Origin of the sequence: Citrobacter sp. BDA59-3 (genome assembly GCF_015167655.1) — a bacterium.
Classification (GTDB): Bacteria; Pseudomonadota; Gammaproteobacteria; order Enterobacterales; family Enterobacteriaceae; genus Phytobacter; species Phytobacter diazotrophicus.
Genome location: NZ_CP063427.1, coordinates 364,955 through 391,425 on the forward strand (window position 1 = coordinate 364,955; position 26,471 = coordinate 391,425).

Here is a 26,471-nt window from a genome sequence, read left to right on the forward strand (position 1 = left end):
CCTTAATATAAACACAACGCATACTTTTAGTTTGCCTTACGGGCAAATATTATCGTCATAACCAAATATTAGGTTTTTAATGAAAAAAGTAAGTTGCTAATGTCGTATGATTCATGCAACGTAATCACCTGTTTATCAAAGCATCCTGCCTTCATTACAGGCACACTAAATGCAGGGATATAGGCGGAAATGAATCATAGCGCGCAGCGTAAGATGCTGAGAGTCGTCGGGATCATCATGGTAGTGCTCCTACCGGTGATGCTGTCGCTATGGTTTGCACACATCCGTGCAGTAAAAGAAACAGGTATACATCTTCGTTCTTTTGCGCAACTTGCTTTAGATAAAACTGAACGGGTTATCGGACAAGTCGACCTGGCCCGAAGCTCCGCTGAAAAATATCAAGGTCAGGTTTGTTCCCCTGAGCATCGTAACTACATGCTCAATATCATTCGCGGTAGCCTGTATGTTGCCGATTTAATATACGCGCGCGGCGAACAGTTTGTATGCTCGACAGCTTTTTACCCTACGCAATCGTATGCTATTTCGCCTCCCGAGTATAAAAAAAAGCCAGCCATCTCTATTTATTACTATCGTGATACGCCATTTTATCCCGGATATAAAATGGTCTATATGCAGAAAGGAAATTATGTCGCGGTAGTTAATCCGCTTTCTTACAGCGAGGTGATGTCAGACGACAGCACGCTGGCTTATGGTATTTACGATACGGTAACGGGTCTCTTTTTTTCCGTCAGTGATCAGGCCGATCTACAAACGCTGGAAAAGCTTGTCCGTAAAAATGATCTTACCTTTCAAGATAATGGCCGTTTTTACACAATAGACCATTCTGATAAACGTCCAATTGCAATCATTGTTTCGACCTCCAGCGACACTTATTTTCAGTATCTTTATCATCAGGCAACATTAACACTGCCGTTAGGCATGATTTGTAGCATTATTATTTTATTGATGTGGTCGCGAACACGGCAAGAGTTTAACTCTCCACGACGAATGCTGCACAGAGCATTAACCAAACACCAGCTTGAACTTCATTACCAGCCCATTATTGATATCAAAAACGGCCAATGCGTAGGCGCAGAAGCATTATTGCGCTGGCCGGGTTTTAATGGCCCGGTAATGAGCCCGGCGGAATTCATTCCGCTGGCAGAAAAAGAAGGAATGATTGAGCGGGTTACCGATTATGTCGTTGATGAAGTCTTTAATGATCTAGGAGAATTCTTAGCGGCATGGCCGCATCTTTATATTTCGATTAATTTATCAGCTGTCGATTTCCATTCTTCCCGCCTGATTGCACTTATTACCAATAAAACCAGGGAGCATTCTGTTCGCGCGGAACAAATTAAAATCGAAGTAACCGAACGTGGGTTTATTGATGTTCCTAAAACCACGCCGGTCATTCAGGCGTTTCGCCATGCGGGTTACGAGGTGGCGATAGATGACTTCGGCACCGGTTACTCGAACTTGCACAATCTGTACTCCCTCAACGTCGATATTTTAAAGATTGATAAGTCCTTTATCGATACGCTGACGACCAATAGTACCAGCCACCTGATCGCCGAACACATCATTGAGATGGCACACAGTTTGCGCCTGAAAATTATCGCGGAAGGGGTGGAAACAGCAGAACAGGTAACCTGGTTACTTAAGCGTGGCGTGCAGTACTGTCAGGGTTGGCATTTTGCGAAGGCTCTGCCGCCGCAGGAGTTTAAAGCCTGGGTTGCGCAGCCACCTTCGCTAAAGTAATCATCCCGGCGACATTTACGCCTGGTGGCGATAGTCGCTGGGTGTCCGATCAAATTCCCGACGAAACACGCGTGAAAACGTTTGTTGCGAAACGTAACCCAGATCCATCGCAATATCAAAAATGGGACGCCGCGTAGTACGCAGTGCTTCCGCAGCCAGTAACAGACGGCGCTGACGAATGTAATCTCCCAGCGTCTGATGCATCACGGTACGAAACATTCTCTGCAAATACCATTTTGAATAGCCTGACTTTCTGGCGACTACATCAATGTTCAACGGTTGGTCGATATGTTCATCAATCCATTCCGTAAGGGTCTGAATAATTTGCTGATGGGACATAGAGCTGCCTCTTTCTCGATTCGTCGTTTTGTCTGCGGTGGAGTATAATTCCTCAAGTTAACTTGAGGTAAAGAGGTTTTATGGAAAAGAGAACACCGCGTCTCAAGGCGCTGCTCACACCGGGTGAAGTGGCGAAACGCAGCGGGGTGGCCGTTTCCGCGCTGCATTTTTATGAAAGCAAAGGGCTTATAAAAAGTACCCGTAATGCCGGTAACCAGCGGCGCTATACGCGCGATGTGCTGCGCTATGTGGCGATCATTAAAATCGCCCAGCGTATTGGTATTCCTCTGTCAACCATCGGCGATGCGTTTGGCGTATTGCCGGAAGGACATACGCTGAGCGCGAAAGAGTGGAAGCATCTTTCGTCGCAGTGGCGCGAGGAACTGGACAGGCGTATTCACACGTTGGTGGCGTTACGTGATGATTTGGATGGGTGTATTGGCTGTGGCTGTTTGTCGCATAGTGATTGCCCGCTGCGAAACCCAGGAGACCAGTTAGGCGCTCAGGGGACGGGGGCAAGGCTGCTGGAAGGCGATTAGCTAAAGAAACATATTCCCCCGGTGGTGCTGTCGCTTACCGGGACTACAGCAATACAAAAAACTAAAGCGCCCAACTGGGGCGCTTTAGTCGGTCCGGTCTTTGTCTTTCTCTCTATCCCATTCTGTTATGGGAGGGTTTCCCCCGACATCAGCACCCCTCATTATGTTGGAGGTTCCGGATTGTGCTGACACTTTTAGTCTAGGCAATGGCGAAAATTTCGCCACATCATGACGCTTTTTTTTAGGAAATTTTTCATCCAAAGAGCATGTTTTTCTATAGTTAATTCGAATAACTCAGCGGGAGCCTGTCATGCTTAAAGTTCACCACCTGAACCAGTCTCGTTCTCAGCGCATTCTGTGGGCGTTGGAAGAACTGGGTTTACCGTATCAACTCATTCCTTATCAACGTGAAAAAAACATGCTGGCCCCTGCGTCACTTAAGAAAGTGCACCCGCTGGGCAAATCACCGGTACTGGAAGACGACGGTCTGATCCTCGCTGAATCCGGCGCAATTCTGGAATACCTGCAGGAGACCTACGATACAAATAGCCTGCTTAAGCCTGATGATAGAGAGATGCGTCAGCAGTATCGCTTTTGGCTGCATTACGCCGAAGGATCGCTGATGCCTTTATTATTGATGAAGCTGGTTTTTGCCAGCCTCGGTAAACCACCCGTACCGTTTGGTATGCGAACGATAGGAAAAATGCTTGGTCAGGGCATCCAGAAAGCCTGGCTAAACAAGCAAATTGAAACCCATGCGCGTTATATCGAGTCGCAACTGGCCGTGAAGCCCTGGTTTGCCGGAGAGCAGTTAAGCATGGCCGACATTCAGATGAGTTTTCCGATTTTCGCATTGCTGTCACGCGGCGGCATTGCCGATCTTCCTCATACCCAGTCATGGAAAAAGAGAGTTGAAATGCGCCCGGCCTGGCAACGGGCGATTGAGCAGGGCGGCCCTTTGGATCTCCCCGGTACGTAATATTGATCGCGAAATGTTGCAAAGTTGCGCAGGGACGATAACGTTTGCGCATCAGCCGGTCAATTCTTCGTCGTCATAAGCGAAAATTAGCAAAAAGCGGCAAAGTTCAGTTGAAAAGCGGTATCTAAACGCTGGATAATCGTTTGCCTTTTTTGACCAACCGTTTTGTATGCGCGGAGTTAATCGTTTGCTTTTTGTGACACCCCTTCGTCACATCGCAGCTCAGGGAGACGACGTTTAACAGGCAGTGGACACTGTCCGCCTCGCATATCAACGAAAGATAAAAACTCTCAGGGGATGTTTCCTATGTCTACGCCTTCTGCGCGTACCGGCGGTTCGCTTGACGCCTTATTTAAAATTTCTGCTCGCGGCAGTACTGTTCGTCAGGAAATCGTTGCTGGTTTAACCACGTTTCTGGCGATGGTCTATTCCGTTATCGTTGTGCCTGGCATGCTTGGTAAAGCGGGCTTCCCGCCAGCGGCGGTGTTTGTCGCTACCTGTCTGGTTGCCGGTGTCGGTTCGATCGTCATGGGCCTGTGGGCGAATCTGCCACTGGCTATCGGTTGCGCTATCTCACTGACCGCGTTCACCGCGTTTAGCCTGGTGCTGGGCCAACATATCAGCGTTCCGGTCGCTCTGGGTGCCGTGTTCCTGATGGGGGTGCTGTTTACCGTCATTTCCGCAACAGGCATTCGTAGCTGGATCCTGCGCAACCTGCCGCAAGGTGTTGCGCATGGCACCGGTATCGGTATCGGTCTGTTCCTGCTGCTGATCGCGGCGAACGGCGTGGGTCTGGTTATCAAGAATCCGCTGGACGGCCTGCCCGTCACGCTGGGTCATTTCGCCAGCTTCCCGGTGATCATGTCGCTGATTGGCCTGGCGGTCATCATCGGTCTGGAAAAACTGAAAGTTCCGGGCGGCATCCTGCTGACCATCATCGGTGTTTCTATTGTCGGACTCATCTTCGACCCGAGCGTGCACTTCTCCGGTATTTTCGCTATGCCATCGCTGAGCGATGACAAAGGCAACTCCCTGATTGGCAGCCTGGATATCGTTGGCGCGCTGAATCCGGTCGTGCTGCCAAGCGTACTGGCGCTGGTGATGACGGCGGTGTTTGATGCGACCGGTACTATCCGTGCGGTAGCCGGTCAGGCGAACCTGCTGGATAAAGACGGCCAGATTATCGATGGCGGCAAAGCGCTGACCACCGACTCCCTGAGCAGCGTGTTCTCCGGTCTGGTGGGCGCTGCGCCTGCGGCGGTATACATTGAGTCTGCGGCAGGTACGGCGGCAGGCGGTAAAACCGGCCTGACAGCGATCACCGTTGGCGTGCTGTTCCTGCTGATTCTGTTCCTCTCTCCGCTCTCCTACCTGGTTCCGGCGTATGCGACTGCGCCAGCGCTGATGTACGTAGGTCTGCTGATGCTGAGCAACGTGGCGAAAATCGACTTTGCTGACTTTGTTGATGCGATGTCCGGTCTTATCACCGCAGTATTCATCGTGCTGACCTGTAACATTGTTACCGGCATCATGATCGGCTTTGCCTCTCTGGTAATTGGCCGCGTGGTCTCAGGTGATTTCCGTAAACTGAATATCGGTACTGTGGTTATCGCCGTGGCGCTGGTTATTTTCTACGCAGGCGGCTGGGCAATCTGATTCCCTTGTCTCATGTGTAACGGGTGGCTCAGGCCGCCCGTTTTCATTTTTTGCGCACATCCTGTTTCCTTTGCGTTAAGCTGAATGTTCTATCATCAAGGCATGACGCCTTAATAAGAACATCGCAAACAGGGAACGCATGGAAATCTTTTTTACCATCCTCATCATGACCTTAGTGGTTTCGCTCTCGGGCGTAGTCACGCGAGTAATGCCATTTCAAATCCCACTTCCGCTTATGCAAATCGCCATTGGTGCGCTACTGGCTTTCCCCACGTTTGGGTTGCATGTGGAGTTCGATCCGGAGCTGTTCCTCGTCCTGTTTATTCCGCCATTGCTGTTTGCCGATGGCTGGAAAACGCCCACGCGCGAATTTCTTGAACATGGACGGGAGATCTTTGGCCTGGCGCTGGCGCTGGTGGTAGTCACCGTCGTCGGGATCGGTTTTCTGATTTACTGGCTGGTACCGGGCATTCCGCTGGTGCCTGCTTTTGCCCTGGCTGCAGTGCTGTCGCCCACCGATGCGGTGGCGCTGTCTGGCATTGTGGGGGAAGGGCGTATTCCGAAGAAAATCATGGGAATTTTACAGGGCGAAGCGTTGATGAACGACGCATCCGGTCTTGTTTCGCTCAAATTCGCCGTGTCGGTAGCGATGGGTACGATGGTGTTTACCATTGGCGGCGCGACGGTTGAATTTTTGAAGGTGGCGATTGGCGGCATTTTCGCCGGGTTCGTGGTGAGCTGGCTGTACGGTCGTTCACTGCGTTTTCTGAGTCGCTGGGGGGGGGATGAGCCCGCTACACAAATCGTGCTGCTGTTCCTGCTGCCGTTCGCTTCTTATCTGATTGCGGAACACATTGGTTTTTCCGGTATCCTCGCCGCGGTGGCCGCCGGTATGACGATTACCCGCTCCGGCGTAATGCGCACTGCGCCGCTCGCTATGCGTCTGCGTGCCAACAGCACCTGGGCGATGTTGGAGTTTGTCTTTAACGGCATGGTGTTCCTGTTGTTAGGCCTGCAACTGCCAGGCATTCTCGAATCGTCGCTGGCAGCAGCAGAAGCCGATCCGAATGTGGAAACCTGGATGCTGTTTACCGACATCGTGCTGATTTACTGCGCGCTGATGCTGGTGCGTTTTGGCTGGCTGTGGACGATGAAAAGATTCAGCGTGCGCTTTTTGCACAAAAAACCGATGGAGTTCGGTTCCTGGAGTACGCGTGAGCTGCTGATTGCCACCTTCGCAGGCGTGCGCGGTGCGATTACGCTGGCCGGTGTGCTGTCTATTCCGCTGTTTTTACCTGATGGCATCGGTTTCCCGGCACGTTATGAGCTGGTGTTCCTTGCCGCCGGGGTGATTCTGTTCTCGCTGTTTGTTGGCGTTGTGGCACTGCCGTCTCTGTTGCAGCATATTGAAGTGCGCGACCATTCCCTGCAGTACAATGAAGAACGACAGGCGCGGGCGATGATTGCCGAGGTAGCGATTGTCGCGATTCAGAAAATGGAAGAGCGTATGGCAGCCGATGCGGAAGAGAATATCGACAACCAACTGCTCACCGAAGTGAGTTCCAGGGTGATTGGTAATCTGCGTCGTCGTGCGGATGGGCGTAATAACGCAGAAAGCTCGCTGCTGGAAGAGAACCTTGAACGCCGTTTCCGCCTGGCGGCCCTGCGTGCGGAACGCGCTGAGCTTTACCATCTGCGCGCGACACGGCAAATCAGCAATGAGACGTTACAGAAGATGCTGCACGATCTTGATTTGATGGAAGCGCTGTTAATCGAGAAAAAGTAAGTTTCCTCTCCCTTATCCCCACTCCACAAAGGGCTGAGGAATCCCCAGTAATTTTACGTTTTACAGCGATAACGCTGCTTAATAAGAATAAAACAGTGACAGCGATGACAGGGTCCGGCTGAAAATCGATGAGGCGTTGGCGGCTGACCGGGGCCGCCCGCAGGGAAGCGGGCGAAGGGGATAGCCTGCAAGGACGCAGGCTGGTCCCCGACCCGAAAGTCAGCCGACATAAGCATCATGGACCGCGCCAGCGGCGATTTTCCTGGCCGGGAGCCCGGGTCGCCAGGGGGGTGGCGGTGAGCCCCCTGGCACGTTCACGGGTTCTGTCGCGACAGAAAAGCAAGGAACATAAGGTGAACGGAATGACCATCAGAGCCGCATTTTCCCCCTCACCCTGGCCCTCTCCCTCAGGGAGAGGGGACCGTTCGTGCTCGCATTTTTGTGGGGATTCCTCAGCCCCACAGGGAGAGGGAGGCGAACGCAGTGCGCAGCACCGATTTCTTTGCGGGGCCGCGGGGATTGTAAAGGGGAACGCGGTGTTCCCCTTCGCCCGTTCACGTGTTCGAGGGTGAAATTTCGCCATGGACATACGGTGAACGGAACCCACCTACTGAGCCGCATTTTCTCCTTGCTCCAAAGGGGAGAAGACAATGGATTGTGCTCGCTGTAGTTATAGCATCCACTTGCCGGGGCATTCCCGGTCTGATTACTTCTTTCCTTCGCCCAGCGGCACATCCGCAATATCCATATTCACCCAGAACCCTTCACAGCATTGCAGCCAGGCTTGTGCACTGCGGGAAAGGTAGCTCCCTTCACGCCAAATCATCCCCAGATGCCAGCGTAAATCACTCTCCAGCGGGACCCAGCGCAGCGTCTGTTTATCCAGGCGCTGGCAAATGGGCTCCGGTAAAATCGCGATCCCTACGCCGGCCTGTACCATCGCAGCCAGGAAATCCCACTGCCCGCTACGCACGGCAATTCGCGGCTTCACGCCGTGGTCGTTAAAGAGCTGCATAAGCTGGCGGCTGAGGGCGAAATCTTCGTTATAGATGAGCAGCGGGTGCCCGGCCAACTGTTCAGGTGTGATGGACTGAATGTTGAGCCAGTCGCCGGAGCGCGGCACCAGCACACAGAGCGGATGGCTGAATAGCGGCAGGGTAGAAAGGCCGCTATCCTCCTCGACAGGCAGGGCGGTCATCGCCAGGTCCAGTTCGCCATTGGTGACCGCCTGCTGGACCGTCAGGCCGCCAAATTCGGAGATTTTCAGCTCAACGCCGGGATAGCGCTGGCGAAACAGGCCTATCGGCCCGGCCATCAGCATTCCGACCATTGGGGGGATGCCGAGGCGCAGCAGCCCTTTATTTAAATGGTTGATATCACCAAGTTCTGCCTCAAGCTGGCGAAACTCAGCAAGGATAGCCAGCCCGCGCTCGAACACCACGCGCCCGGTATCAGTGAGAAGTAATTTGCGTCCATCGCGAATGAGTAGCGTGCAGTTCAGCTCATCTTCAAGATTTTTCAACATCTTACTGATTGTCGGCTGGGTGACGAACAACCGTTCCGCTGCGCGAGTGAAACTTTGCTGACGCACCACTTCCACAAAATAGCGCAGCGTTCTGATGTCCATAATTATTCCTTTAAACTATGCCTGCGATGAGTTTAATTCATTTCAGTATGGAGTAGCGGCTCCCTATACTGTGCTCTCTGTCTCATTTCCGCGAGAATTATCTATGGATATGGCGTTAGGTCGTATTACGCCTGCCATTGTGCGTCGACTGCAGGTGCCGGTTCAGGTTGTTATCTATGCCGGGCTGTTTATCGTGGCGCAATATCTGGTGCAGTGGCTGCATCTTCCCCTTCCCGCTAACCTGGTTGGCATGATCCTGATGCTGGCGCTGATTGTCTGTCGCGTGGTTCCCCTGAGTTGGGTGAGGGCCGGCGCGCGCTGGCTACTGGCCGAAATGTTACTGTTCTTTGTGCCTGCCGTCGTCGCCGTGGTGAATTACACTCAGCTTTTGATGGTGGAAGGCTGGCGTATTTTTGCCGTTATTGCCCTGAGTACCCTGATGGTGCTGGGGGCCACAGCCTGGGTGGTTGATAAGGTTTATCGCTTCGAAATCAGCAGGCTGAATCATGAATGATTTTGCCCTGAGCGTGCTCTGCCTGGTCATGACGCTGGTTATCTATTTTCTCAATAAGCGCCTGTACCGCCGGTTCCATAAACTCCCGTTAATGCCGTTAGTCTTCACCCCGATATTGCTGGTGCTGATCCTGGTGTTCGGGCATATCTCCTGGCAGCGTTATATCGGTGAATCTCACTGGCTGCTTTGGTTATTAGGCCCGGCGACCATTGCCTTTGCCGTACCGGTGTATGACAACCTCGCGGTGATTCGTCGCCACTGGATGTCGCTTTCCGCGGGCGTTATCACCGCAACGGTGGTCGCCGTAACCAGCTCGGTGTGGCTGGCGCGTCTCTTTACCCTGCCGGATGACATTCAGCGCAGCCTGGCGGTGCGTTCGGTGACGACGCCGTTTGCGCTGGCGGCGGCAGGGCCATTGGGCGGACAGCCGGATCTGGTCGCTTTGTTTGTGGTGATTACCGGGGTATTCGGCATGGCGGTGGGGGATGTGCTCTTTTTGCGCCTCTCCATTCGCGAAGGGATGGCAAAAGGCGCGGGGTTTGGTGCGGCGTCTCACGGCGCGGGAACCGCCCGCTCCTACGAGCTGGGCCAGCAGGAAGGCGTCGTCGCCAGCCTGGTGATGATGCTCTCCGGCGTGGTGACGGTATTGGCCGCGCCGCTGGTGGCGCGGCTACTGTTTTAGCCCTGTTTTTTCAAACGCGATACCAGTTCGAACTCACGGAAATTGACCGGGCGCTGTTGCTGCATGGAAATATTGCCCGCGATGCCCGTCAGGATAGACATTGCCCCGGCGCGGTGATCGGCGGCACGCCTGAGCGGATCGTTACCCGGCGTGCCGAACAGATCGGCAAGCATCGCGTTATCGCCGCCGCCGTGGCCGCCCTCGCCGAGGGTAAAACTGGCCTCCCAGGGGGCGGCAAACATCGGGAAGACAGTAATATTGCAGGACTCCAGACTTCCCTCGTTTGCGCGCTCGCCCCCGGCGTTCACATACGATTTTTCGACGATTTGCATCTCCAGTCGGCCTTCGCTGCCGTTAAACACCACATTCAGCCCTTCCCAGGGCAAATACGTATTCAGCGAATAGCTGAGCTGGCACTGGTTCTGGTATTTCACCAGCACGGAAAGGGTATCTTCGATGGTGATGCCATCGCTGAATACGCTCTGATCGCGCCAGTAGTTATCTTCATGCTCCGCGTCCAGATAGAGCGCCTTAAGCTGCGGATTGTCCGCCATGTGCAGCGCAAACGGGTCTTCTGTGGCCGACGCATAGCCGTGGGCGCGTGGATAGAACCCGGTCACGCCCCGTTTTTCCGCGTTCTCTTTGCCGTAAAAACGCAGACTGCCTTCGGCGTAGACGCGCTCCGGGTAGCTAGCGAGCCAGAAGTTCATTAAGTCGAAGTGGTGGGTGGATTTGTGGACCAGCAAACCGCCGCTGTTGCGTTTTTCCCGGTGCCAGCGGCGAAAATAATCGGCGCCGTGCTCGGTGTTGAGCAGCCATTCGAAGTGGACGGAGTAAACCTCGCCAATGGTGCCGTTCATCAGCAGTTCGCGCACTTTGCTGTGGTGCGGCGCATAGCGGTAATTAAACGCCACGCGAACGGTGTGCCCGGTCTCTTCAATGGCATCGAGAATACGGAGCGCCCGTTTTTCATCAATGGTCATCGGCTTTTCAGTGATCACATCGCAGCCCGCTTTCAGCGCCCGTACGATATAGTCGTCATGGGTGCGGTCCATGGTGGTGACGATAATAATGTCCGGACGCGTCTCGCGGATCATCGCCTCGAATTGCGCGGCTTTCCAGGTGGATACCGGAGCAGCGCCTTCGTTTTTTAATAATGTATTGGCGTAATTCATCCGCGTCTGGTTGGTATCGCAAAATGCCACCAGTTGCGCATTGTCTTTCCACTGACCGCCAATCGCAGAAATATATAATCCGGCGCGCCCACCTGTGCCGACCAGGGCATATTTTTTCATACTATCCTCAATTATTATCTGTGAGAGTAAATGACCTGGATGAAGTCATGAAACGTATTGCCCATCAATTAATGGAACTCAACAGCACCTTTATCTGGCACTGGCCATGGTTGATGCAAGGTGTTGAAAGCGCTAAGCAACACGGCTTTACAGGCATCATTCTTCATCAGCAGGAGTTATTTTCACTGCTGGCAACGCCCTCGCCATTGAGTCAGAAAATGAATGTGGAAAATCTCATTCATCAACAGCACTACGCGTTGCACTATTTAAAACGGGTGAACCAGTATCTGGCGGCGAATAATTTGTCTTTTTGGTTGCAGGGGGAGGCCGCGCCCGCTGACGATATTATTAAGCGTAAATTCCCGGAGTTTGCTTTCGACGATAAAAGCACTCCGGATTTCTGGAACCACTTTTATTCCACAACGCTGGCCCCGTTATTAAACGAATTACCCCATCTGAGCGGTATCATTCTTAGCCTGACGACCCCGTCTTTTCAGACGGTAGAGTGGCAAAAAAGTCTGCGTCAGGTCTGGCGGCAATTGCGCGGCGCCGGAAAAAAACTGATCCTGCGCGACTTTATTGATGACTCCTGGCCGCGCCAGCAGTTGTCGGGCGTACTGGCAACGCTGCCTCATGACGTTCGCGCCTCGATCAAAGCTACGGAACTCGATTACCACCCCGGTTTTGCCAATCACCCGCATATCGTCACTCTGCCGGATCATAAAAAATGGATCGAATACGATCTCTTTGGCATCGGTTACGGCTGGACAGCACTGCCGTGCTGGCTTGCCGATGAAATCAGCGGACGGCTGAGCTGGGCCATCGGCGCGACGGACAACAGCGTGGAAGCCATTACCTGCCGGGTAAGCTGGCAGTGGCTACCGGACAGCCGCGTCATGGATTCGGTCAACGCCATCAATCTGCTGGGCCTGGCGGCGGCCAATCAGACGCAGGGCCACGTTTTTGACGACTGGGTCGAACAGCATGGGCTGCGCTTTCGTCAGCCGCAGGATAAAACCCGCCTTGCCGCATTATTTCATTCCAGCTACGACTGGCTGTGTAAAACCCCTAATCTGCTGGGGCGACGCCTGCATTACCAAAGCCAGATCCCGGAAAGCCTGGCGCAGGCGCAACAACTGCTGCATATGGATACGCGCAGCGCCAACTGGCTGCAGGCATATCAGCCGCTGATGCCACCGGACGATCGTGACCTGGGCGGTGAACAGCGCCAGCTTATTGCGCTGGAAAAGCAAAACGCCTGTTTCCTGGCGGCCAATGCCGTACAAACCCTGCGCGAGCTGCTGCCGCGAATCACCTGCCCGGATGATTCGATGGAGACGTTACTGGCCGCCTGGCGCAATGCGGATATCTATAGCCAGATGTTCAGCCGGGTAACAGAGGTCGTTACCGATGTGCTGTGGCGCGATCATTATGGCGACGATGCCCTGCCTGCCAGAGCACTCGAAAAGCATCAGCAATCTCTGCTGCGCTACGCCGATACGCTTGCCGCCTGGGTGAACAACCCGCCACCCGGTAGCCCGCTCTTTCTGCCGTTGCTACTGAGCCCCCAGCGTCTGGCGGCCTTTGCCGATAGTCTGGAGGCGTCGCTATGAAATAAGCATAAAGGGGCGCCGTCGGGCTGTCGTGTACCCGTCGACGATCTGCGTGTCGGGAAGGGGCAGGAGATGCAAAAGCGTGATGTTGCTTACAAAGCAGGGGAAATGTTTGTGACAGGGATCGGCTTTTTGGCGGCAAAGAAGGTGATGTCTGTCACTTGTGGTGGGAAAAACTGTGATATTGCCCCGGTCATGGCTGACCGGGGCAAAGGGGCTTAGTGCGCGCGGCCCTGTGCGATGCCGATACCCGTTTGTGAACGGATGAACTGCGCACGGAACTGCTCACGCTCGCGAATACCTTCTTGCGTGTTGTCGGTAATCGAGAAAATCCAGATACCGATAAAGGCTACGGCGATAGAGAACAGCGCCGGGTATTCATACGGGAAAATCGCCTGCGCGTGGCCGAGGATTTGTACCCAAATGGTCGGGCCGAGGACCATCAGAATCACCGCCGTCAGCAGGCCCAGCCAGCCGCCAATCATTGCGCCACGGGTGGTCAGTTTTGACCAGTACATTGAGAGCAGAATGATAGGGAAGTTGCAGCTCGCCGCGATGGAGAACGCCAGCCCCACCATAAAGGCAATATTCTGCTTCTCAAACAGAATACCCAGCAGGATGGCGACCACACCGAGCACCAGTACGGTGATTTTCGAGACTTTCAGCTCCTGACGTTCGGTGGCGTCTTTACGAATGACGTTAGCGTACAGGTCATGAGAGACCGCCGAGGCGCCCGCAAGCGTCAGCCCGGCAACCACCGCCAGGATGGTGGCGAAAGCCACAGCGGAGATAAAACCGAGGAACAGGTTGCCACCGACCGCATCCGCCAGATGCACCGCCGCCATGTTATTGCCGCCAATCAGCGCGCCCGCCGCATCTTTAAAGGCCGGGTTCGCCCCAACCAGCATGATGGCGCCGAAGCCAATGATAAAGGTCAGAATGTAGAAATAACCCATAAAACCCGTGGCGTAGAACACGCTCTTACGGGCTTCACGCGCATCCGAAACCGTGAAGAAACGCATCAGAATATGCGGCAAACCTGCCGTACCAAACATCAGCCCCAGGCCCAGCGACAGCGCGGAGATCGGATCTTTAACCAGACCGCCCGGACGCATAATGGCTTCCCCTTTCGGGTGAACCGCCATCGCTTCGCTAAACAAGCTATTGAAGCTAAAGCCGACATGCTTCATCACCATAAAGGCCATAAAGCTTGCGCCGAACAGCAGCAACACGGCTTTGATGATCTGTACCCAGGTGGTGGCGAGCATACCGCCGAAGAGAACGTAGAGCACCATCAGCACGCCGACCAGCACGACCGCAACGTGGTAGTTGAGGCCGAACAGTAACTGAATAAGCTTACCTGCACCGACCATCTGGGCTATCAGATAGAGCGCCACCACCACCAGCGAACCGCAGGCGGAGAGGGTGCGAATCGGCCCCTGTTTGAGGCGATACGAGGCGACGTCGGCAAAGGTGTAACGCCCCAGATTGCGCAGACGTTCGGCAATCAGGAACAGAATAATTGGCCAGCCGACGAGGAAGCCCAGCGAGTAAATCAGCCCGTCGTAGCCGGAGGTGTAAACCAGCGCAGAGATCCCGAGGAACGACGCGGCTGACATAAAGTCACCGGCAATCGCCAGGCCATTCTGGAAGCCCGTAATATTACCGCCTGCCGTGTAGTAATCGTTACGCGAACGCACCCGTTTTGACGCCCAGTAAGTGATATAGAGCGTCAGCGCCACGAAGATCAGGAACATGATGATCGCCTGCCAGTTGGTTGGCTGGCGTTGGACCGCGCCGGTAATGGCATCGGCGGCGTTGGCCGTAAAAGGCAGTGTGGCGGCGAGCGCCGTCAGAACACGCTTCATGATGCTTTTACCTCTTGCAGAACGGTTTTTGTCAGACGATCAAACTCGCCATTTGCCCGCCAGACGTACACGCCGGTCAGCAAAAACGAAATCACAATCACACCAATGCCAATCGGAATCCCCCGCGTGACGCTGCTGCCCGCAGAGATCGGCGTACCGAGCCAGCCTGGCGCAAAGGCGATCAGCAGAATAAAACCGACATAGATAATCAGCATGATGATGGAAAGAATGAAGGCAAACCGTTGCCGCTTTTCGACGAGCTCCCTGTAATGCGCATTGTTTTCTATCCGTTGATAAATGGTGTCATTCATCACAGAACTCTCCAGAGGTATCCCCTTCGTCTTTCGCGCCACAGGTTCGTTGGCTGCACTCGTTACTCGGTCCATCACTGGGCCTCGCCCCTGACGGGGCCGTTACAAGTAACGTTCAAATCTGTTCCAGACAGATTTGTCACCCCAGTCACATAGTTATCTATGCTCCTGGGGATATGCGCGTTTGCCGCCTTCCTGTAACGCGAAATCCTTTGGGGAGGGTTTTTATTATTCCCTCTCCCTTTTAGGGAGAGGGGCAGGGTGAGGGTCGTTGTTACGATGGCATGGTGATGGCCTGCTTCTCTTCGAGCAGTTTCTCCACGACACCCGGATCCGCGAGGGTTGAGGTGTCGCCGAAATTGCTGGTATCCCCGGCGGCAATTTTGCGCAGAATACGGCGCATAATTTTGCCGGAACGGGTTTTGGGCAGAGAGTCGGTCCAGTGCAGGACATCCGGCGTTGCCAGCGGGCCAATCTCTTTACGTACCCAGTTGCGCACCTCGGTATAGAGCGCGGGGGTCGGCTCTTCACCGTGGTTCAGGGTGACGTAAGCGTAGATGGCCTGGCCTTTAATATTGTGTGGAATGCCCACCACCGCGGCTTCGGCGATTTTCGGATGAGAGACCAGCGCCGATTCAATCTCCGCGGTCCCCAGTCGGTGGCCGGAAACGTTCAGCACGTCGTCCACGCGGCCGGTTATCCAGTAATAGCCATCTTCATCGCGGCGCGCGCCATCGCCACTAAAATACATGTTCTTGAAGGTTGAGAAGTAGGTCTGCTCAAAACGCTCGTGGTCGCCAAACAGGGTACGCGCCTGGCCCGGCCAGGAGTCGGTAATCACCAGGTTGCCCTCGGTGGCCCCTTCCTGCGGATGACCTTCGTTATCTACCAGCGCAGGCTGTACGCCAAAGAACGGACGGGTCGCGGAACCCGCTTTGAGCTGTATCGCACCCGGTAACGGGGTGATCATAAAGCCCCCGGTTTCGGTCTGCCACCAGGTGTCCATGACCGGGCATTTTTCGTTGCCGATTTTTTTCCAGTACCACTCCCAGGCTTCCGGGTTGATGGGCTCGCCGACGGAACCGAGAATGCGCAGCGAAGAGCGGTCCGTACCGTCAATCGCTTTGTCACCTTCCGCCATCAGCGCACGGATAGCCGTGGGCGCGGTATAGAGAATATTGACCTTGTGTTTGTCCACAACCTGGCTCATACGCGCTGGCGTCGGCCAGTTCGGCACCCCTTCGAACATCAGGGTAATCGCGCCGCAGGCCAGCGGTCCGTACAGCAGGTAGCTGTGGCCGGTGACCCAGCCGACATCGGCGGTGCACCAGTAGACGTCGCCGTCGTGATAATCGAAGACATACTTAAAGGTGGTGGCTGCATAAACCAGATAGCCGCCGGTGGTGTGCAGTACCCCTTTAGGCTTGCCTGTAGAACCGGAGGTATAGAGGATAAACAGCGGGTCTTCGGCATTGACTTCAACCGGCTGGTGTTGCGGGCTGGCATTGGCGGTGAGGGCGTCCCACCACAGGTCGCGGCCTTCATGCCAGTCGATGTTGCCGCCGGTACGTTTAAGTACCACGACATGCTCAACGGTTTTTACATTCGGGTTTTTCAGCGCGTCATCGACATTCTTTTTCAACGGGATATTACGCCCGGCACGTACGCCTTCATCGGCGGTGATCACCAGCCGGGAGCTGGAATCCACAATGCGTCCGGCAACGGCTTCCGGCGAGAAGCCACCGAAAATGACCGAGTGGACGGCACCGATACGCGCACAGGCCAGCATCGCGACTGCGGCTTCCGGAACCATGGGCATATAGATAGCCACCACGTCGCCTTTTTTAATGCCCAGGTCTGTCAGTACATTGGCAAAACGGCAGACATCTGTATGCAACTGGCGATAGGTAATATGTTTACTTTGGCTGGCGTCGTCGCCTTCCCAAATGATGGCGGTTTGGTCGCCACGTTCGGCAAGATGGCGGTCAAGACAGTTGGCCGCAAGGTTCAGCGTGCCGTCTTCGTACCATTTAATGGAAACATTACCCGGGGCGAAGGAGGTGTTTTTCACTTTCTGATAGGGTTTAATCCAGTCAAGGATTTTGCCTTGCTCGCCCCAGAAGGTGTCAGGGTCGGTAATGGATTGCTGATATTTAGCCTCGTACTGCTCCGGATTGATCAGGCAACGTTCCGCAATATTTGCGGGAATATCGTGTTTATGGATTTGGCTCATGGCTTTTGCTCTCCTTGTAGGATGTTAATAATATGTCAAATAAACGTTAATTATAGGGGCTTTGCCTGGTTTGTTTATTATTTGCGCTATAGATCACGCATTGACTGAACAGTATGAAAACTGAACAAATGAATCTTTGAAGGAAAATAATTGCCGCAATTAATTATCTAAAAATGGCTGAAAAAAAGTTTTTTCATAACAAATGGTTATGTATGATAAATGGCATAAAAAAGCGTTTTTATGCATAAATTCAGTCAATACCCCTTCTGGTAAAGGGTTGCGCCCTACACCCTGCAAATGGTACTGATAATGCGCGTTAAAAAACCCCGCAAGAGCGTGTGACGCTAACCATACCCTTTCCGTATGAGTCGTTCCCCACCGGGAAGGTCGCTTCATTGAGGATGTCTCGAGTTATGAAAAATTTGAAAGTCAGCCTGGCCTGGCAGATTCTGCTGGCCCTGGTGCTGGGTATTCTTCTGGGCAGTTACTTGCATTATCACAGCGACAGCCGCGAATGGCTGATTGCGAATCTCCTGTCTCCGGCAGGCGATATCTTTATTCATTTGATCAAAATGATTGTTGTGCCGATTGTTATCTCCACGCTGGTGGTGGGTATTGCCGGTGTGGGTGATGCGAAACAATTGGGGCGTATTGGCGCCAAGACCATTATTTATTTCGAAGTGATCACCACGGTGGCCATTGTGCTGGGTATTACGCTGGCGAATGTCTTCCAGCCGGGGTCGGGCATTGATATGTCACAACTCGCGGCGGTGGATATTTCGAAATATCAGAGCACCACGGCAGAAGTGCAAAGCCACGCGCATGGCTTGATGAACACGATTTTGTCTCTGGTGCCGACCAATATCGTGTCTTCGATGGCGAAGGGCGAAATGCTGCCGATTATTTTCTTCTCGGTACTGTTTGGGCTGGGGCTCTCTTCACTCCCTGCCACGCACCGCGAACCGTTGGTTACGGTATTCCGCTCTATCTCTGAAACCATGTTCAAAGTGACCCATATGGTGATGCGTTACGCGCCGGTCGGTGTATTTGCGTTGATATCCGTAACGGTCGCGAACTTCGGTTTTGCGTCCCTGTGGCCGCTGGCGAAACTGGTGGTGCTGGTTTATTTTGCGGTGCTGTTCTTTGCGCTGGTGGTGCTGGGACTGGTGGCGCGGATGTGCAAACTCAGTATCTGGACGCTCATCCGCATTTTGAAAGATGAGCTGATCCTGGCCTACTCCACTGCAAGTTCCGAAAGTGTGCTGCCGCGTATCATTGAGAAGATGGAAGCCTATGGCGCGCCAGCGTCCATCACCAGCTTCGTGGTACCCACCGGTTACTCCTTTAACCTCGACGGTTCTACTCTGTACCAGAGTATTGCTGCCATCTTTATTGCCCAGCTTTACGGTATCGACCTGTCGCTGGGCCAGGAGATCATTCTGGTGCTGACGCTGATGGTTACCTCTAAAGGTATTGCCGGTGTGCCGGGCGTTTCGTTCGTGGTGTTGCTGGCAACGCTGGGCAGTGTGGGCATTCCGCTGGAAGGTCTGGCCTTTATTGCGGGTGTTGACCGTATCCTTGATATGGCGCGTACCGCCCTGAACGTCGTGGGTAATGCGCTGGCGGTACTGGTTATCGCCAAGTGGGAACACAAGTTTGACCGCAAAAAAGCCGCGGCTTACGAGCGTGAAATGCTCGGCAAGTTCGACAAGACGGCCGATCTGTAATCGTCACGCCGCCTTTCGTCAGGGAGGCGGCGCTTCTTGTTTCAGGCCGTGATAACGGTAATCTGTTGTTCCTTTAATACGGTACGCAGTGCATCGCTGATATTCGCTTCAACGATTATCACGTCAAGCGCCTGAGGCCGTGCCACAACATAGCGTGCCACGCCGGGCAGTTTATCTGCCGTCAGGGCAACAACCGTCTGGTTACTCTGTTTCAGCACCGCTTTTTTAAATTCGCAGTCGGCAAAATCAAACCCCGTCAGCCCAACATCTGGATCCATAGCGCAACCGCCAATAAACACCTGATCGAATAACATCTCCTGAATCTGCGCAACGGCACCGCTGCCAACGCAGCCTCCCGTGGCCTGATGAATCTGCCCGCCCAGAAGGATCACTTCGCTGTGCGAGCGTTTCATGAGTTCGACGGCGATTTCGGGTGAGTTCGTTACCGCTGTGATGCGGATATCCGCAGGCAGGGCTCTGGCGATGGCCAGATTCGTCGTACCGGCATCAATGAAAATACAGGTGTCTGGCTTCACCAGCGCTGCGCATTGCTGCGCGATCTTGTCCTTTTCTGCACTGTTTTTCACTTTGCGACTGTGAAAATTCCCAGCCTCCGGCAACTGTAGTACCGCGCCACCATAGACCTTTTTGCACACGCCTGAATGACTAAGCTCTTGTAAATCCCTGCGAATAGTATGTTCAGATACCTGCATCTGGCTGGCCAGTTCTGCACAGACAACGCGTCCGTTTTCCTGCAAAAGCTGGCGAATACGTGCTTGTCGCTGTTGCGGAAAAGCTGCATAATCGAGCATAAAGCCTCTTTATTGAAATGTCATCGAGCAATAATGAGCATGATCCAGCATTATGAACCGCCTTGTCAATGCGGCTACCGGGCATAACCACTGTGGAGATAAAAGATGAAAATTGCACACGTCGCGCTCTGGACGCGCAACCTGGATGCGCAGGTCGCTTTCTGGCAGGAAGTGTTCGGCGGGCAGAGCAACGAACGCTATCTCAGTAAAAACCGTCCTGGCTTCGCCTCGCACTTCATTTCCCTGAGCGAGGGGCCGACCATTGAACTGATGGCCTTGCCTGAGCTTGATGATGCGCCGGCTAACCCGGAGTTTGTCGGCTGGGCGCATATCGCGATTACCGTTGGCGGTACCCATGAGGTGGACGCGATGGCGCAAAAAGCGCAGGCTAACGGGTGTTTGCTAAGCCCGGCGAGATGGACCGGCGATGGGTTTTATGAAGCGGTGATTGCCGACCCGGACGGTAATCGCATTGAGCTGGTCGCGGCGTAATCTCCCTTACCGGGCCATATAATATATGTACGTCGACTGTCGCCTCCTAAATTGCGGGGCGATTTTTTTATAGCAGATTAAGTAATTGTAGCCATAATACGTCTGTCGCGGATATTAGCACGCGTTTAACGTTACCCTGATGATACGGAGAGTTCAGGAATGTCAGACTTTTATCTACATGAAGGCAATCGCTATATTGTTAAAAATCAAAAGGGATTGAAAATAGCCCTGGCGATCGCGTTTGCTGCGATGGGCGTTTATGCCTATTTCAAACATGAATCATCACTGCGCGGTATTATTGTCGCGCTCGTTTTATTTGCCATTGCCGGCGTGATGCTGGCGACGCTGCGCATAAAGATGGTATTTGATTTAGATAAACGCATTTTTTATATCCAGAACGGCGGCGGCAAAACGACATACAACCAGTCGTTGGATAATTTCGCCGGGCTTGAGTTGATTCGCCAGTACCGCTTTTTTGGCCTTATTCGTAACAGTATTGTCAATGTGGTCTTTAACGTTGACGGTAAAACCTCGAAAATGCCGATAAGGCAGTTTGGCCCCGGCCAGAAAGCGCCGCAGGCTATGATGGAAGAGACGGAAGCCTTTCTGGGTATCAGCCCGCGAGGAGATGCCTGATGCCAGCCCCTTTGCTGGTAGAGTTGACTGACCGGCGCCTGGTCTATCGTCCGTGGAAGGTCGGTAGCGCACTGGTATTTGTCGCGGCCGGTATTGCCCTGCTGGTCGGCACGTTTATTTGGACGCAAATGAACGACAGGACACTGCAATCCGTCATCGTGTTTCTGCTTTTCGGCGCTGTTCTGACGGGGTACGGGCTTATCTACACCCTAAAGAATGCGGAAGTGCTTATTTTTGATGTCGGCACCGGGCGAATAACGAAGAAAGCCCCCTTTCTGCCGGAAAAAGATCTCAGCCGTTTTAATGAGGTCTACTCCATTTCGCGCGTCGGCGAGATGCGGACATTTCATTATGCTCTGAGCCGTAAGAGCGAGCACGGCGGCGGTAATATTGCCATTTCTGACGATTTTTTAAGTGAAAAACGCGAACCTGAACGCGCTGCGTTTGAAGAGAATATTTTGCCGGTTATTTCAAGGCTGCTTAATTTAAAACCATAATCATTTAATGGTTATGTCATAAATAACAAAATAAAACGGGGTGCGATAATCACACCCCGTTTTTTTGTACGCCGCTATTAGCCCAGTGCGCTTTCGCGCAGACGCGATTTCAGTTTGTTGTACTCGTCGATCACATACTGCTCGGCAGCACGCTGGTCGGGAATACGTTCCACATTCACCGCGCAGTACTTGTACTCTGGCGTTTTGGTAATCGGACTCAGGTTCTCCGTCACCAGCTCGTTACAGGCACCAATCCACCACTGGTAGGTCATGTACACCGCGCCTTTATTCGGGCGTTCACTGACCTGCGCACGAGTGATAATCCGGCCTTTACGCGAGTTCACCCACACCAGCGCTTCATCTTCAATACCGAGGCGCGCGGCATCAGCGGTGTTGATTTGCGCGTAGCCGGGTTCATCTGCGAGTGCCGAGAGCGCCGCACAGTTGCCGGTCATCGAACGGCAAGAGTAGTGGCCCACTTCACGCACGGTAGAGAGCACCATCGGGAACTCATCGTTGAGTTTGTCGATTGGCGCGACCCAGTCGCAGGTGAAGAACTTCGCCAGCCCGGTATCGGTGTCGAACTTCTCTTTGAAGAGATACGACGTCCCCTGATCGGCATCCGATGTATCGCGACACGGCCACTGAATGTAGCCCAGCTCACCCATTTTCTCGTAGGTGGCGCCGTAGAAATCCGGGCAGAGATGACGCAATTCGTCCCAGATTTCCTGCGTGTTGTTGTAATGCATCGGGTAGCCCATACGGGTGGCAATCTCACTGATAATCTGCCAGTCCGTTTTCAGATCCCACTTCGGTTCCACCGCTTTAAAGAAGCGCTGGAAGCCACGGTCAGCCGCCGTGAACACACCTTCGTGCTCCCCCCAGGAGGTGGATGGCAATATGACGTCCGCCGCCGACGCGGTTTTGGTCATAAAGATATCCTGCACGATGACCAGTTCCAGATCCTCAAACGCTTTACGCACGGCGGAGAGTTCTGCGTCGGTCTGCAGCGGATCTTCCCCCATGATGTACGCGGCGCGCACTTCGCCATGTGCCGCGCGGTGCGGCAGTTCGCTGATGCGATAACCGGTATGCGCGGGCAGCCCGGCGACACCCCAGGCTTTCGCGAATTTATCGCGGTGAGCCTGTTCTTTGACGAACTGGTAGCCCGGGAAAGTATCCGGCAGCGCACCCATATCGCAGGCGCCCTGGACGTTGTTCTGCCCACGTACCGGGTTCACCCCAACATGCGGTTTACCCAGGTTGCCCGTCAGCATGGCGAGACTGGTCAGCGAACGTACCGTCTCTACGCCCTGATAGAACTGGGTTACGCCCATGCCCCACAGGATGGTGGCGTTTTTCGCACCGGCATACATGCGGGCGGCTTTACGGATATCCGCAGCGCACACGCCCGTGATCTCTTCCACCGACTCCGGCGTATAGCCTTCGACGATTTTTTTGTACTCTTCAAAACCCTGGGTACGCGAGGCCACGAACGCCTGGTCGTACAGGTTTTCTTCAATAATCACATGCCCGAGTGCGTTTAACAGCGCGATGTTCGAGCCGTTTTTCAACGCAACGTGCATATCAGCAATGCGCGCGGTTTCGATTTTGCGCGGATCGCAGACGATGATTTTTGCCCCGTTCTGTTTCGCCCGAATCACGTGGTTAGCGACGATAGGGTGCGAATCCGCCGGGTTATAGCCAAAGATAAACACGAGATCCGTGTTATCGATTTCGTTAATGGCATTACTCATTGCGCCATTGCCGACCGACTGGTGCAGACCTGCAACCGATGGGCCGTGTCAGACGCGTGCGCAGCAGTCCACGTTATTGGTACCAATAACGGCGCGCGCAAATTTTTGCATTATGTAGTTGGTTTCGTTCCCCGTACCGCGGGACGAGCCGGTTGTCTGAATCGCATCCGGGCCATACTTCTCTTTAATGGCGCTCAGGCGAGTGGCAACGTAATCCAGGGCTTCATCCCAGGAGACGGCTTCCAGTTTGCCGCCACGCTGGCGACGGATCATTGGGGTTTTCAGACGAGGCGTAAGGATCTGTGTATCGTTAATAAAATCCCAGCCATAGTAGCCTTTCAGACACAGGGTACCCTGGTTGGTCTTTCCTTGCGCAGCCTCCGCCCGAACGATTTTTCCGTTATCCACCACCAGGTTAATCTTGCAACCTGAGGCGCAATACGGACAAACCGTGACGACTTTTTTCATCGCTATCGCTCCAGTTAAGAAAGATCGCGCTTTGCGCGCTCACTCGACCCATTATGCATCTTCTATGCCATGCTTCTTTTGTGGGTATTGCCTGATTTTACGTCCGAATTTTGGTCAAAATACTGACGAAGGGCAGGCCATCGTCAAATTTGACGTGACGAAGGCGAGGGGATGTGACCGCGATTATAAAAACAGCATTAATTCACCGCCTTTATGGTTCCGCCAAATAAAATAAAGCAACGAATCACTTTTCCTGACGGATGCGGACAATGAAACCTGCGATTCTGGTAGTGGATGACGATGTGGCGGTCTGCGAACTGCTCAGGGATGTGTTGAACGAGCACGTCTTTACGGTACACGTGTGTCATAACGGGCTGGATGCGATTGCCGTGGCAGCACGGCATCCTGAAATTGCGCTGGTGTTGCTCGATATGGTTCTGCCGGACATCAACGGCCTGATGGTGCTTACCCAACTGCAGAAACAACGCCCTGAGCTGCCGGTGATTATGCTCACGGGGCTGGGCAGTGAATCGGATGTGGTAGTGGGGCTGGAAATGGGGGCTGATGACTATATTGGCAAACCCTTTACCCCACGGGTGCTGGTGGCGCGGGTGAAGGCGGTGATGCGCCGCACGGGGGCGCTGGCGGCGGATGTGCAGACGATGAAAATGGCCGGGTATGCCTTTAATGGCTGGCATCTTGATCCCGCACGCTGCCAGCTTAGCGACCCCCGTCGGCAAACCGTCGATTTAACCCAGGGGGAGTACAGCCTGCTGCTGGCGCTGGTACAAAACGCGCGTCGTGTACTCAGCCGTGAGCAACTGCTGGAATTGACCCACAGTGAAAGCATTGAGGTGTTTGACCGCACTATCGATGTATTGATCATGCGTCTGCGCCGCAAAATTGAGATCAACCCGCATCAACCCGCGTTAATCAAAACAATACGCGGGCTGGGCTATGTTTTTGCGGCGGATGTCGTACACAGCGAACAGGCGGCGTAGCGGCGCTACGGCGCGCCGTCGATCTCTTGTTTTAATTCTTCCAGCGATTTCGCCCCGTCGATGGCGTTCGCGCAAAGCAGGCTTGCCCGGGCGCAGGCGTGGGCCAGTTGAATGCTTTGCGCCAGCGGCCAGTGTTCGTGGCAGCCGTAGAGCAGCCCGGCGCAAAACGCATCTCCCGCACCGACGCTACCGATGATCTCCTCCTGCGTGAGCATCTGGGTGGCTATCCACTGGCCCTCGCGGCCTGGTTCCTCGCCCCATGCCCCCTCCGGGCAGTGGATCACCACGCGCTGGCGTACCCCGGCGGCGAGCAACTGCGAGGCGGCCGTGGCGATGTTGGCGATATGCGGCGAATCGTCAGGCTGGCGCATCTCCAGCCCGCTAAATTCTCCCGCTTCCATCTCGTTGATGACCAGATAATCCAGATACGGCAGGCAGGGCATCACCAGCGGCTGATAACGCGGATCGCCCTTGCGGGAGACCAGATCGAGAGAGGTTTCGTAACCCTGCTCGCGCATCTGTGCCAGCAGGCGGGCGCTGCGGGTACCAAACTCCTCATCCGGCAGGTCAAGGCTGTCGAGCAGCAACAGATAGCCGAGATGGAAGATTTTCATAGTCTGGTCCAGGCTATTGAATGCCGGGAGATCCAGAAGACGGTTGGCGCCGGGGGAGTGGAAGAAGGTGCGTTGGCCGGTTGGATCGGTCATGACCTGCGACATGGAAGTCGGGGCAGAATTGGTGCGCTGTACATGCTGGCGATTGACATGATACTGGTCGAGCATCGCCATAATGTAATCCCCGTCGCTGTCTTCACCCACCAGCCCCACCGCCTGAAGCGGCATGCCCGTGCGCATTTTGGCCAGCGTCAGCAGGACATTGAGCGGCGCTCCACCGGTAGAACGCTCGCTTTGCGTGATCTCCGCTAACCAGCCACGCTCCGGCCATTGCACAATCTGGTGTACATGATCGACCAGCATGTTTCCGGCGGCGATAACTCCTTTTCTTTCCATCAGAGTTGCCCCGCGCTACCAAAGACGCGCATCTGCCCGGCAACGGTGTCGGTGATGGCCTCTTCCACGCTCAGCAAGAGCTGGGCGAATTCGTCGTAGAGAGGCTGGCGGTTGGCCATGCGTGCTTCAATGGTGTCCAGCGCCGCTTGCGACATCCCGGTATAGAAATTGATTTTATGGATGCCAAGCCCGATAGCGCGCCGGAAATCCGCGTCACTGATGCCGGAACCACCGTGGAGCACCAGCGGCAGGCCGGTTTGCTGGCGAATCGCCTCCAGGCGAGCAAAGTCGAGCTTCGGTTCCCCTTTGTATTTACCATGGGCGTTACCAATGGCGACGGCGAGGGTGTCGATACCGGTACGGTCGACAAAATCACGCGCTTTGGCGGGGTCGGTAAACCAGGCTTCATCCGCATGACCATACAATGCGCCACCCTCATCGCCGCCAACGGCCCCGAGTTCAGCCTCCACCGAGACGCCCACCGCATGGCACATCTTTACCACTTCCCGCGTCTGGCGAATATTCTCTTCATATTCCAGCGTAGAGCCATCAAACATCACCGAAGTAAAGCCCAGCCTTAAGGCGCGCACCACGGATTCAAAATGCAGGCCGTGATCGAGGTTAAGCACCACCGGAATGTCATGGTGGGCGGCTTCGTATTTCACCGCTTCCACCAGTGATTCGAGGGAGACATATTTGAAGTGCACCTCGGCGATATTGATGATGAAAGGCGAACGCTCCTGTCTCGCCGCAGCATACAGCGCGCGTAAAAAGTGGGAGTCGAGCACGTTGAACGCGCCCAGCGCATAGTGATGTTCACGGGCGTGCGCCAAACCCTGGGCAAGCGAAATCAAAGCCATCGTATTCT

24 protein-coding genes are annotated in these 26,471 nt (G+C 54.2%); 14 read left to right on the plus strand and 10 right to left on the minus strand.

Going from position 1 to position 26,471, the window contains the following annotated elements:
- Positions 1-189 precede the first annotated feature (189 nt).
- Positions 190-1,761: an EAL domain-containing protein gene (locus IP582_RS01715; protein ID WP_193794904.1), complete on the plus strand. Its 1,572-nt coding sequence runs from the start codon at positions 190-192 to the stop codon at positions 1,759-1,761.
- Between the two features lie 15 nt (positions 1,762-1,776).
- Here IP582_RS01715 and soxS read toward each other — a convergent pair whose 3' ends face one another.
- On the minus strand, positions 1,777-2,100 hold the full coding sequence (soxS, locus tag IP582_RS01720) for a superoxide response transcriptional regulator SoxS (RefSeq protein WP_039077894.1): 324 nt from the start codon (positions 2,098-2,100) through the stop codon (positions 1,777-1,779).
- Between the two features lie 80 nt (positions 2,101-2,180).
- Between soxS and soxR the strand changes: the two genes are divergently transcribed.
- The 4 genes from soxR (at position 2,181) to IP582_RS01740 (ending at position 7,060) form a co-directional block, all read left to right on the plus strand.
- On the plus strand, positions 2,181-2,639 hold the full coding sequence (gene soxR, locus IP582_RS01725) for a redox-sensitive transcriptional activator SoxR (RefSeq protein ID WP_039077893.1): 459 nt from the start codon (positions 2,181-2,183) through the stop codon (positions 2,637-2,639).
- A 310-nt stretch (positions 2,640-2,949) separates the two neighbouring features.
- A complete protein-coding gene (locus IP582_RS01730) occupies positions 2,950-3,618 on the plus strand; it encodes a glutathione S-transferase family protein (RefSeq protein ID WP_193794905.1) in 669 nt (222 codons plus the stop codon).
- Positions 3,619-3,924: 306 nt separating this feature from the next.
- Positions 3,925-5,274, plus strand: coding sequence for a guanine/hypoxanthine transporter GhxP (ghxP, locus tag IP582_RS01735; RefSeq protein WP_039077891.1), 1,350 nt, complete (start codon positions 3,925-3,927; stop codon positions 5,272-5,274).
- A 139-nt stretch (positions 5,275-5,413) separates the two neighbouring features.
- Entirely contained in the window at positions 5,414-7,060 is a 1,647-nt protein-coding gene (locus IP582_RS01740; protein ID WP_193794906.1) for a Na+/H+ antiporter, read from the plus strand.
- Between the two features lie 706 nt (positions 7,061-7,766).
- Here IP582_RS01740 and IP582_RS01745 read toward each other — a convergent pair.
- Entirely contained in the window at positions 7,767-8,687 is a 921-nt protein-coding gene (locus IP582_RS01745) for a LysR family transcriptional regulator (RefSeq protein WP_039077889.1), read from the minus strand.
- Positions 8,688-8,790: 103 nt separating this feature from the next.
- On the opposite strand from IP582_RS01745, the gene IP582_RS01750 reads away from it, so the two are divergent.
- Both IP582_RS01750 and IP582_RS01755 read left to right on the plus strand, forming a co-directional pair.
- The gene (locus IP582_RS01750) at positions 8,791-9,201 is read left to right on the plus strand and encodes a CidA/LrgA family protein (RefSeq protein ID WP_039077888.1); all 411 of its coding nucleotides are present in this window, start codon (positions 8,791-8,793) and stop codon (positions 9,199-9,201) included.
- Complete coding sequence (locus IP582_RS01755; RefSeq protein WP_039077887.1) at positions 9,194-9,883, plus strand: LrgB family protein; 690 nt, start codon at positions 9,194-9,196, stop codon at positions 9,881-9,883. The genes IP582_RS01750 and IP582_RS01755 overlap by 8 nt, the downstream gene beginning before the upstream one ends.
- Here the strand turns inward: IP582_RS01755 and IP582_RS01760 are convergent.
- Positions 9,880-11,178 carry a Gfo/Idh/MocA family protein gene (locus IP582_RS01760; RefSeq protein ID WP_193794907.1) on the minus strand — a complete coding sequence of 433 codons (1,299 nt, stop codon included), beginning with the start codon at positions 11,176-11,178 and terminating at the stop codon, positions 9,880-9,882. The two genes, IP582_RS01755 and IP582_RS01760, sit on opposite strands and share 4 nt — an antisense overlap.
- 47 nt (positions 11,179-11,225) lie before the next feature.
- On the opposite strand from IP582_RS01760, the gene IP582_RS01765 reads away from it, so the two are divergent.
- Together IP582_RS01765 and IP582_RS01770 are read left to right on the plus strand one after the other, a co-directional pair.
- Positions 11,226-12,791 (plus strand): hypothetical protein, encoded by a 1,566-nt coding sequence (locus IP582_RS01765; RefSeq protein ID WP_193794908.1) that lies wholly within the window; start codon positions 11,226-11,228, stop codon positions 12,789-12,791.
- A 72-nt stretch (positions 12,792-12,863) separates the two neighbouring features.
- Positions 12,864-13,013 carry a hypothetical protein gene (locus tag IP582_RS01770; protein WP_158276530.1) on the plus strand — a complete coding sequence of 50 codons (150 nt, stop codon included), beginning with the start codon at positions 12,864-12,866 and terminating at the stop codon, positions 13,011-13,013.
- Here IP582_RS01770 and actP read toward each other — a convergent pair.
- The 3 genes from actP to acs form a co-directional block, all read right to left on the minus strand.
- Positions 13,010-14,659 carry a cation/acetate symporter ActP gene (actP, locus tag IP582_RS01775; RefSeq protein ID WP_193794909.1) on the minus strand — a complete coding sequence of 550 codons (1,650 nt, stop codon included), beginning with the start codon at positions 14,657-14,659 and terminating at the stop codon, positions 13,010-13,012. The two genes, IP582_RS01770 and actP, sit on opposite strands and share 4 nt — an antisense overlap.
- Complete coding sequence (locus IP582_RS01780) at positions 14,656-14,970, minus strand: DUF485 domain-containing protein (RefSeq protein ID WP_039077883.1); 315 nt, start codon at positions 14,968-14,970, stop codon at positions 14,656-14,658. Before IP582_RS01780 ends, actP begins: the two co-directional genes overlap by 4 nt.
- Before the next feature lie 274 nt (positions 14,971-15,244).
- Positions 15,245-17,203: an acetate--CoA ligase gene (gene acs, locus IP582_RS01785; protein ID WP_107223966.1), complete on the minus strand. Its 1,959-nt coding sequence runs from the start codon at positions 17,201-17,203 to the stop codon at positions 15,245-15,247.
- 413 nt (positions 17,204-17,616) lie between these two features.
- Between acs and gltP the strand changes: the two genes are divergently transcribed.
- Positions 17,617-18,930, plus strand: a complete 1,314-nt coding sequence (gene gltP / locus IP582_RS01790; RefSeq protein WP_039077881.1) for a glutamate/aspartate:proton symporter GltP — start codon at positions 17,617-17,619, stop codon at positions 18,928-18,930.
- Between the two features lie 41 nt (positions 18,931-18,971).
- Here the strand turns inward: gltP and IP582_RS01795 are convergent, their stop codons facing one another.
- Positions 18,972-19,742 (minus strand): DeoR/GlpR family DNA-binding transcription regulator, encoded by a 771-nt coding sequence (locus tag IP582_RS01795; protein WP_193794910.1) that lies wholly within the window; start codon positions 19,740-19,742, stop codon positions 18,972-18,974.
- Positions 19,743-19,847: 105 nt separating this feature from the next.
- Here IP582_RS01795 and IP582_RS01800 point away from each other — a divergent pair, with 105 nt between their 5' ends.
- From IP582_RS01800 to IP582_RS01810, 3 genes are all read left to right on the plus strand, one after another.
- Complete coding sequence (locus tag IP582_RS01800) at positions 19,848-20,234, plus strand: VOC family protein (RefSeq protein WP_108702185.1); 387 nt, start codon at positions 19,848-19,850, stop codon at positions 20,232-20,234.
- A 159-nt stretch (positions 20,235-20,393) separates the two neighbouring features.
- On the plus strand, positions 20,394-20,870 hold the full coding sequence (locus tag IP582_RS01805; protein WP_039077878.1) for a hypothetical protein: 477 nt from the start codon (positions 20,394-20,396) through the stop codon (positions 20,868-20,870).
- Positions 20,870-21,367: a hypothetical protein gene (locus tag IP582_RS01810; protein ID WP_193794911.1), complete on the plus strand. Its 498-nt coding sequence runs from the start codon at positions 20,870-20,872 to the stop codon at positions 21,365-21,367. Before IP582_RS01805 ends, IP582_RS01810 begins: the two co-directional genes overlap by 1 nt.
- A gap of 77 nt (positions 21,368-21,444) precedes the next feature.
- Here the strand turns inward: IP582_RS01810 and fdhF are convergent, their stop codons facing one another.
- Complete coding sequence (gene fdhF, locus IP582_RS01815) at positions 21,445-23,592, minus strand: formate dehydrogenase subunit alpha (protein ID WP_193794912.1); 2,148 nt, start codon at positions 23,590-23,592, stop codon at positions 21,445-21,447.
- Between the two features lie 269 nt (positions 23,593-23,861).
- Between fdhF and IP582_RS01820 the strand changes: the two genes are divergently transcribed.
- A complete protein-coding gene (locus tag IP582_RS01820) occupies positions 23,862-24,593 on the plus strand; it encodes a response regulator (protein WP_193794913.1) in 732 nt (243 codons plus the stop codon).
- A gap of 5 nt (positions 24,594-24,598) precedes the next feature.
- Here IP582_RS01820 and IP582_RS01825 read toward each other — a convergent pair whose 3' ends face one another.
- On the minus strand, positions 24,599-25,603 hold the full coding sequence (locus tag IP582_RS01825) for a carbohydrate kinase family protein (RefSeq protein ID WP_193794914.1): 1,005 nt from the start codon (positions 25,601-25,603) through the stop codon (positions 24,599-24,601).
- On the minus strand, positions 25,603-26,463 hold the full coding sequence (locus IP582_RS01830) for a ketose 1,6-bisphosphate aldolase (protein WP_039077872.1): 861 nt from the start codon (positions 26,461-26,463) through the stop codon (positions 25,603-25,605). The genes IP582_RS01825 and IP582_RS01830 overlap by 1 nt, the downstream gene beginning before the upstream one ends.
- Between the last annotated feature and the right edge of the window lie 8 nt (positions 26,464-26,471).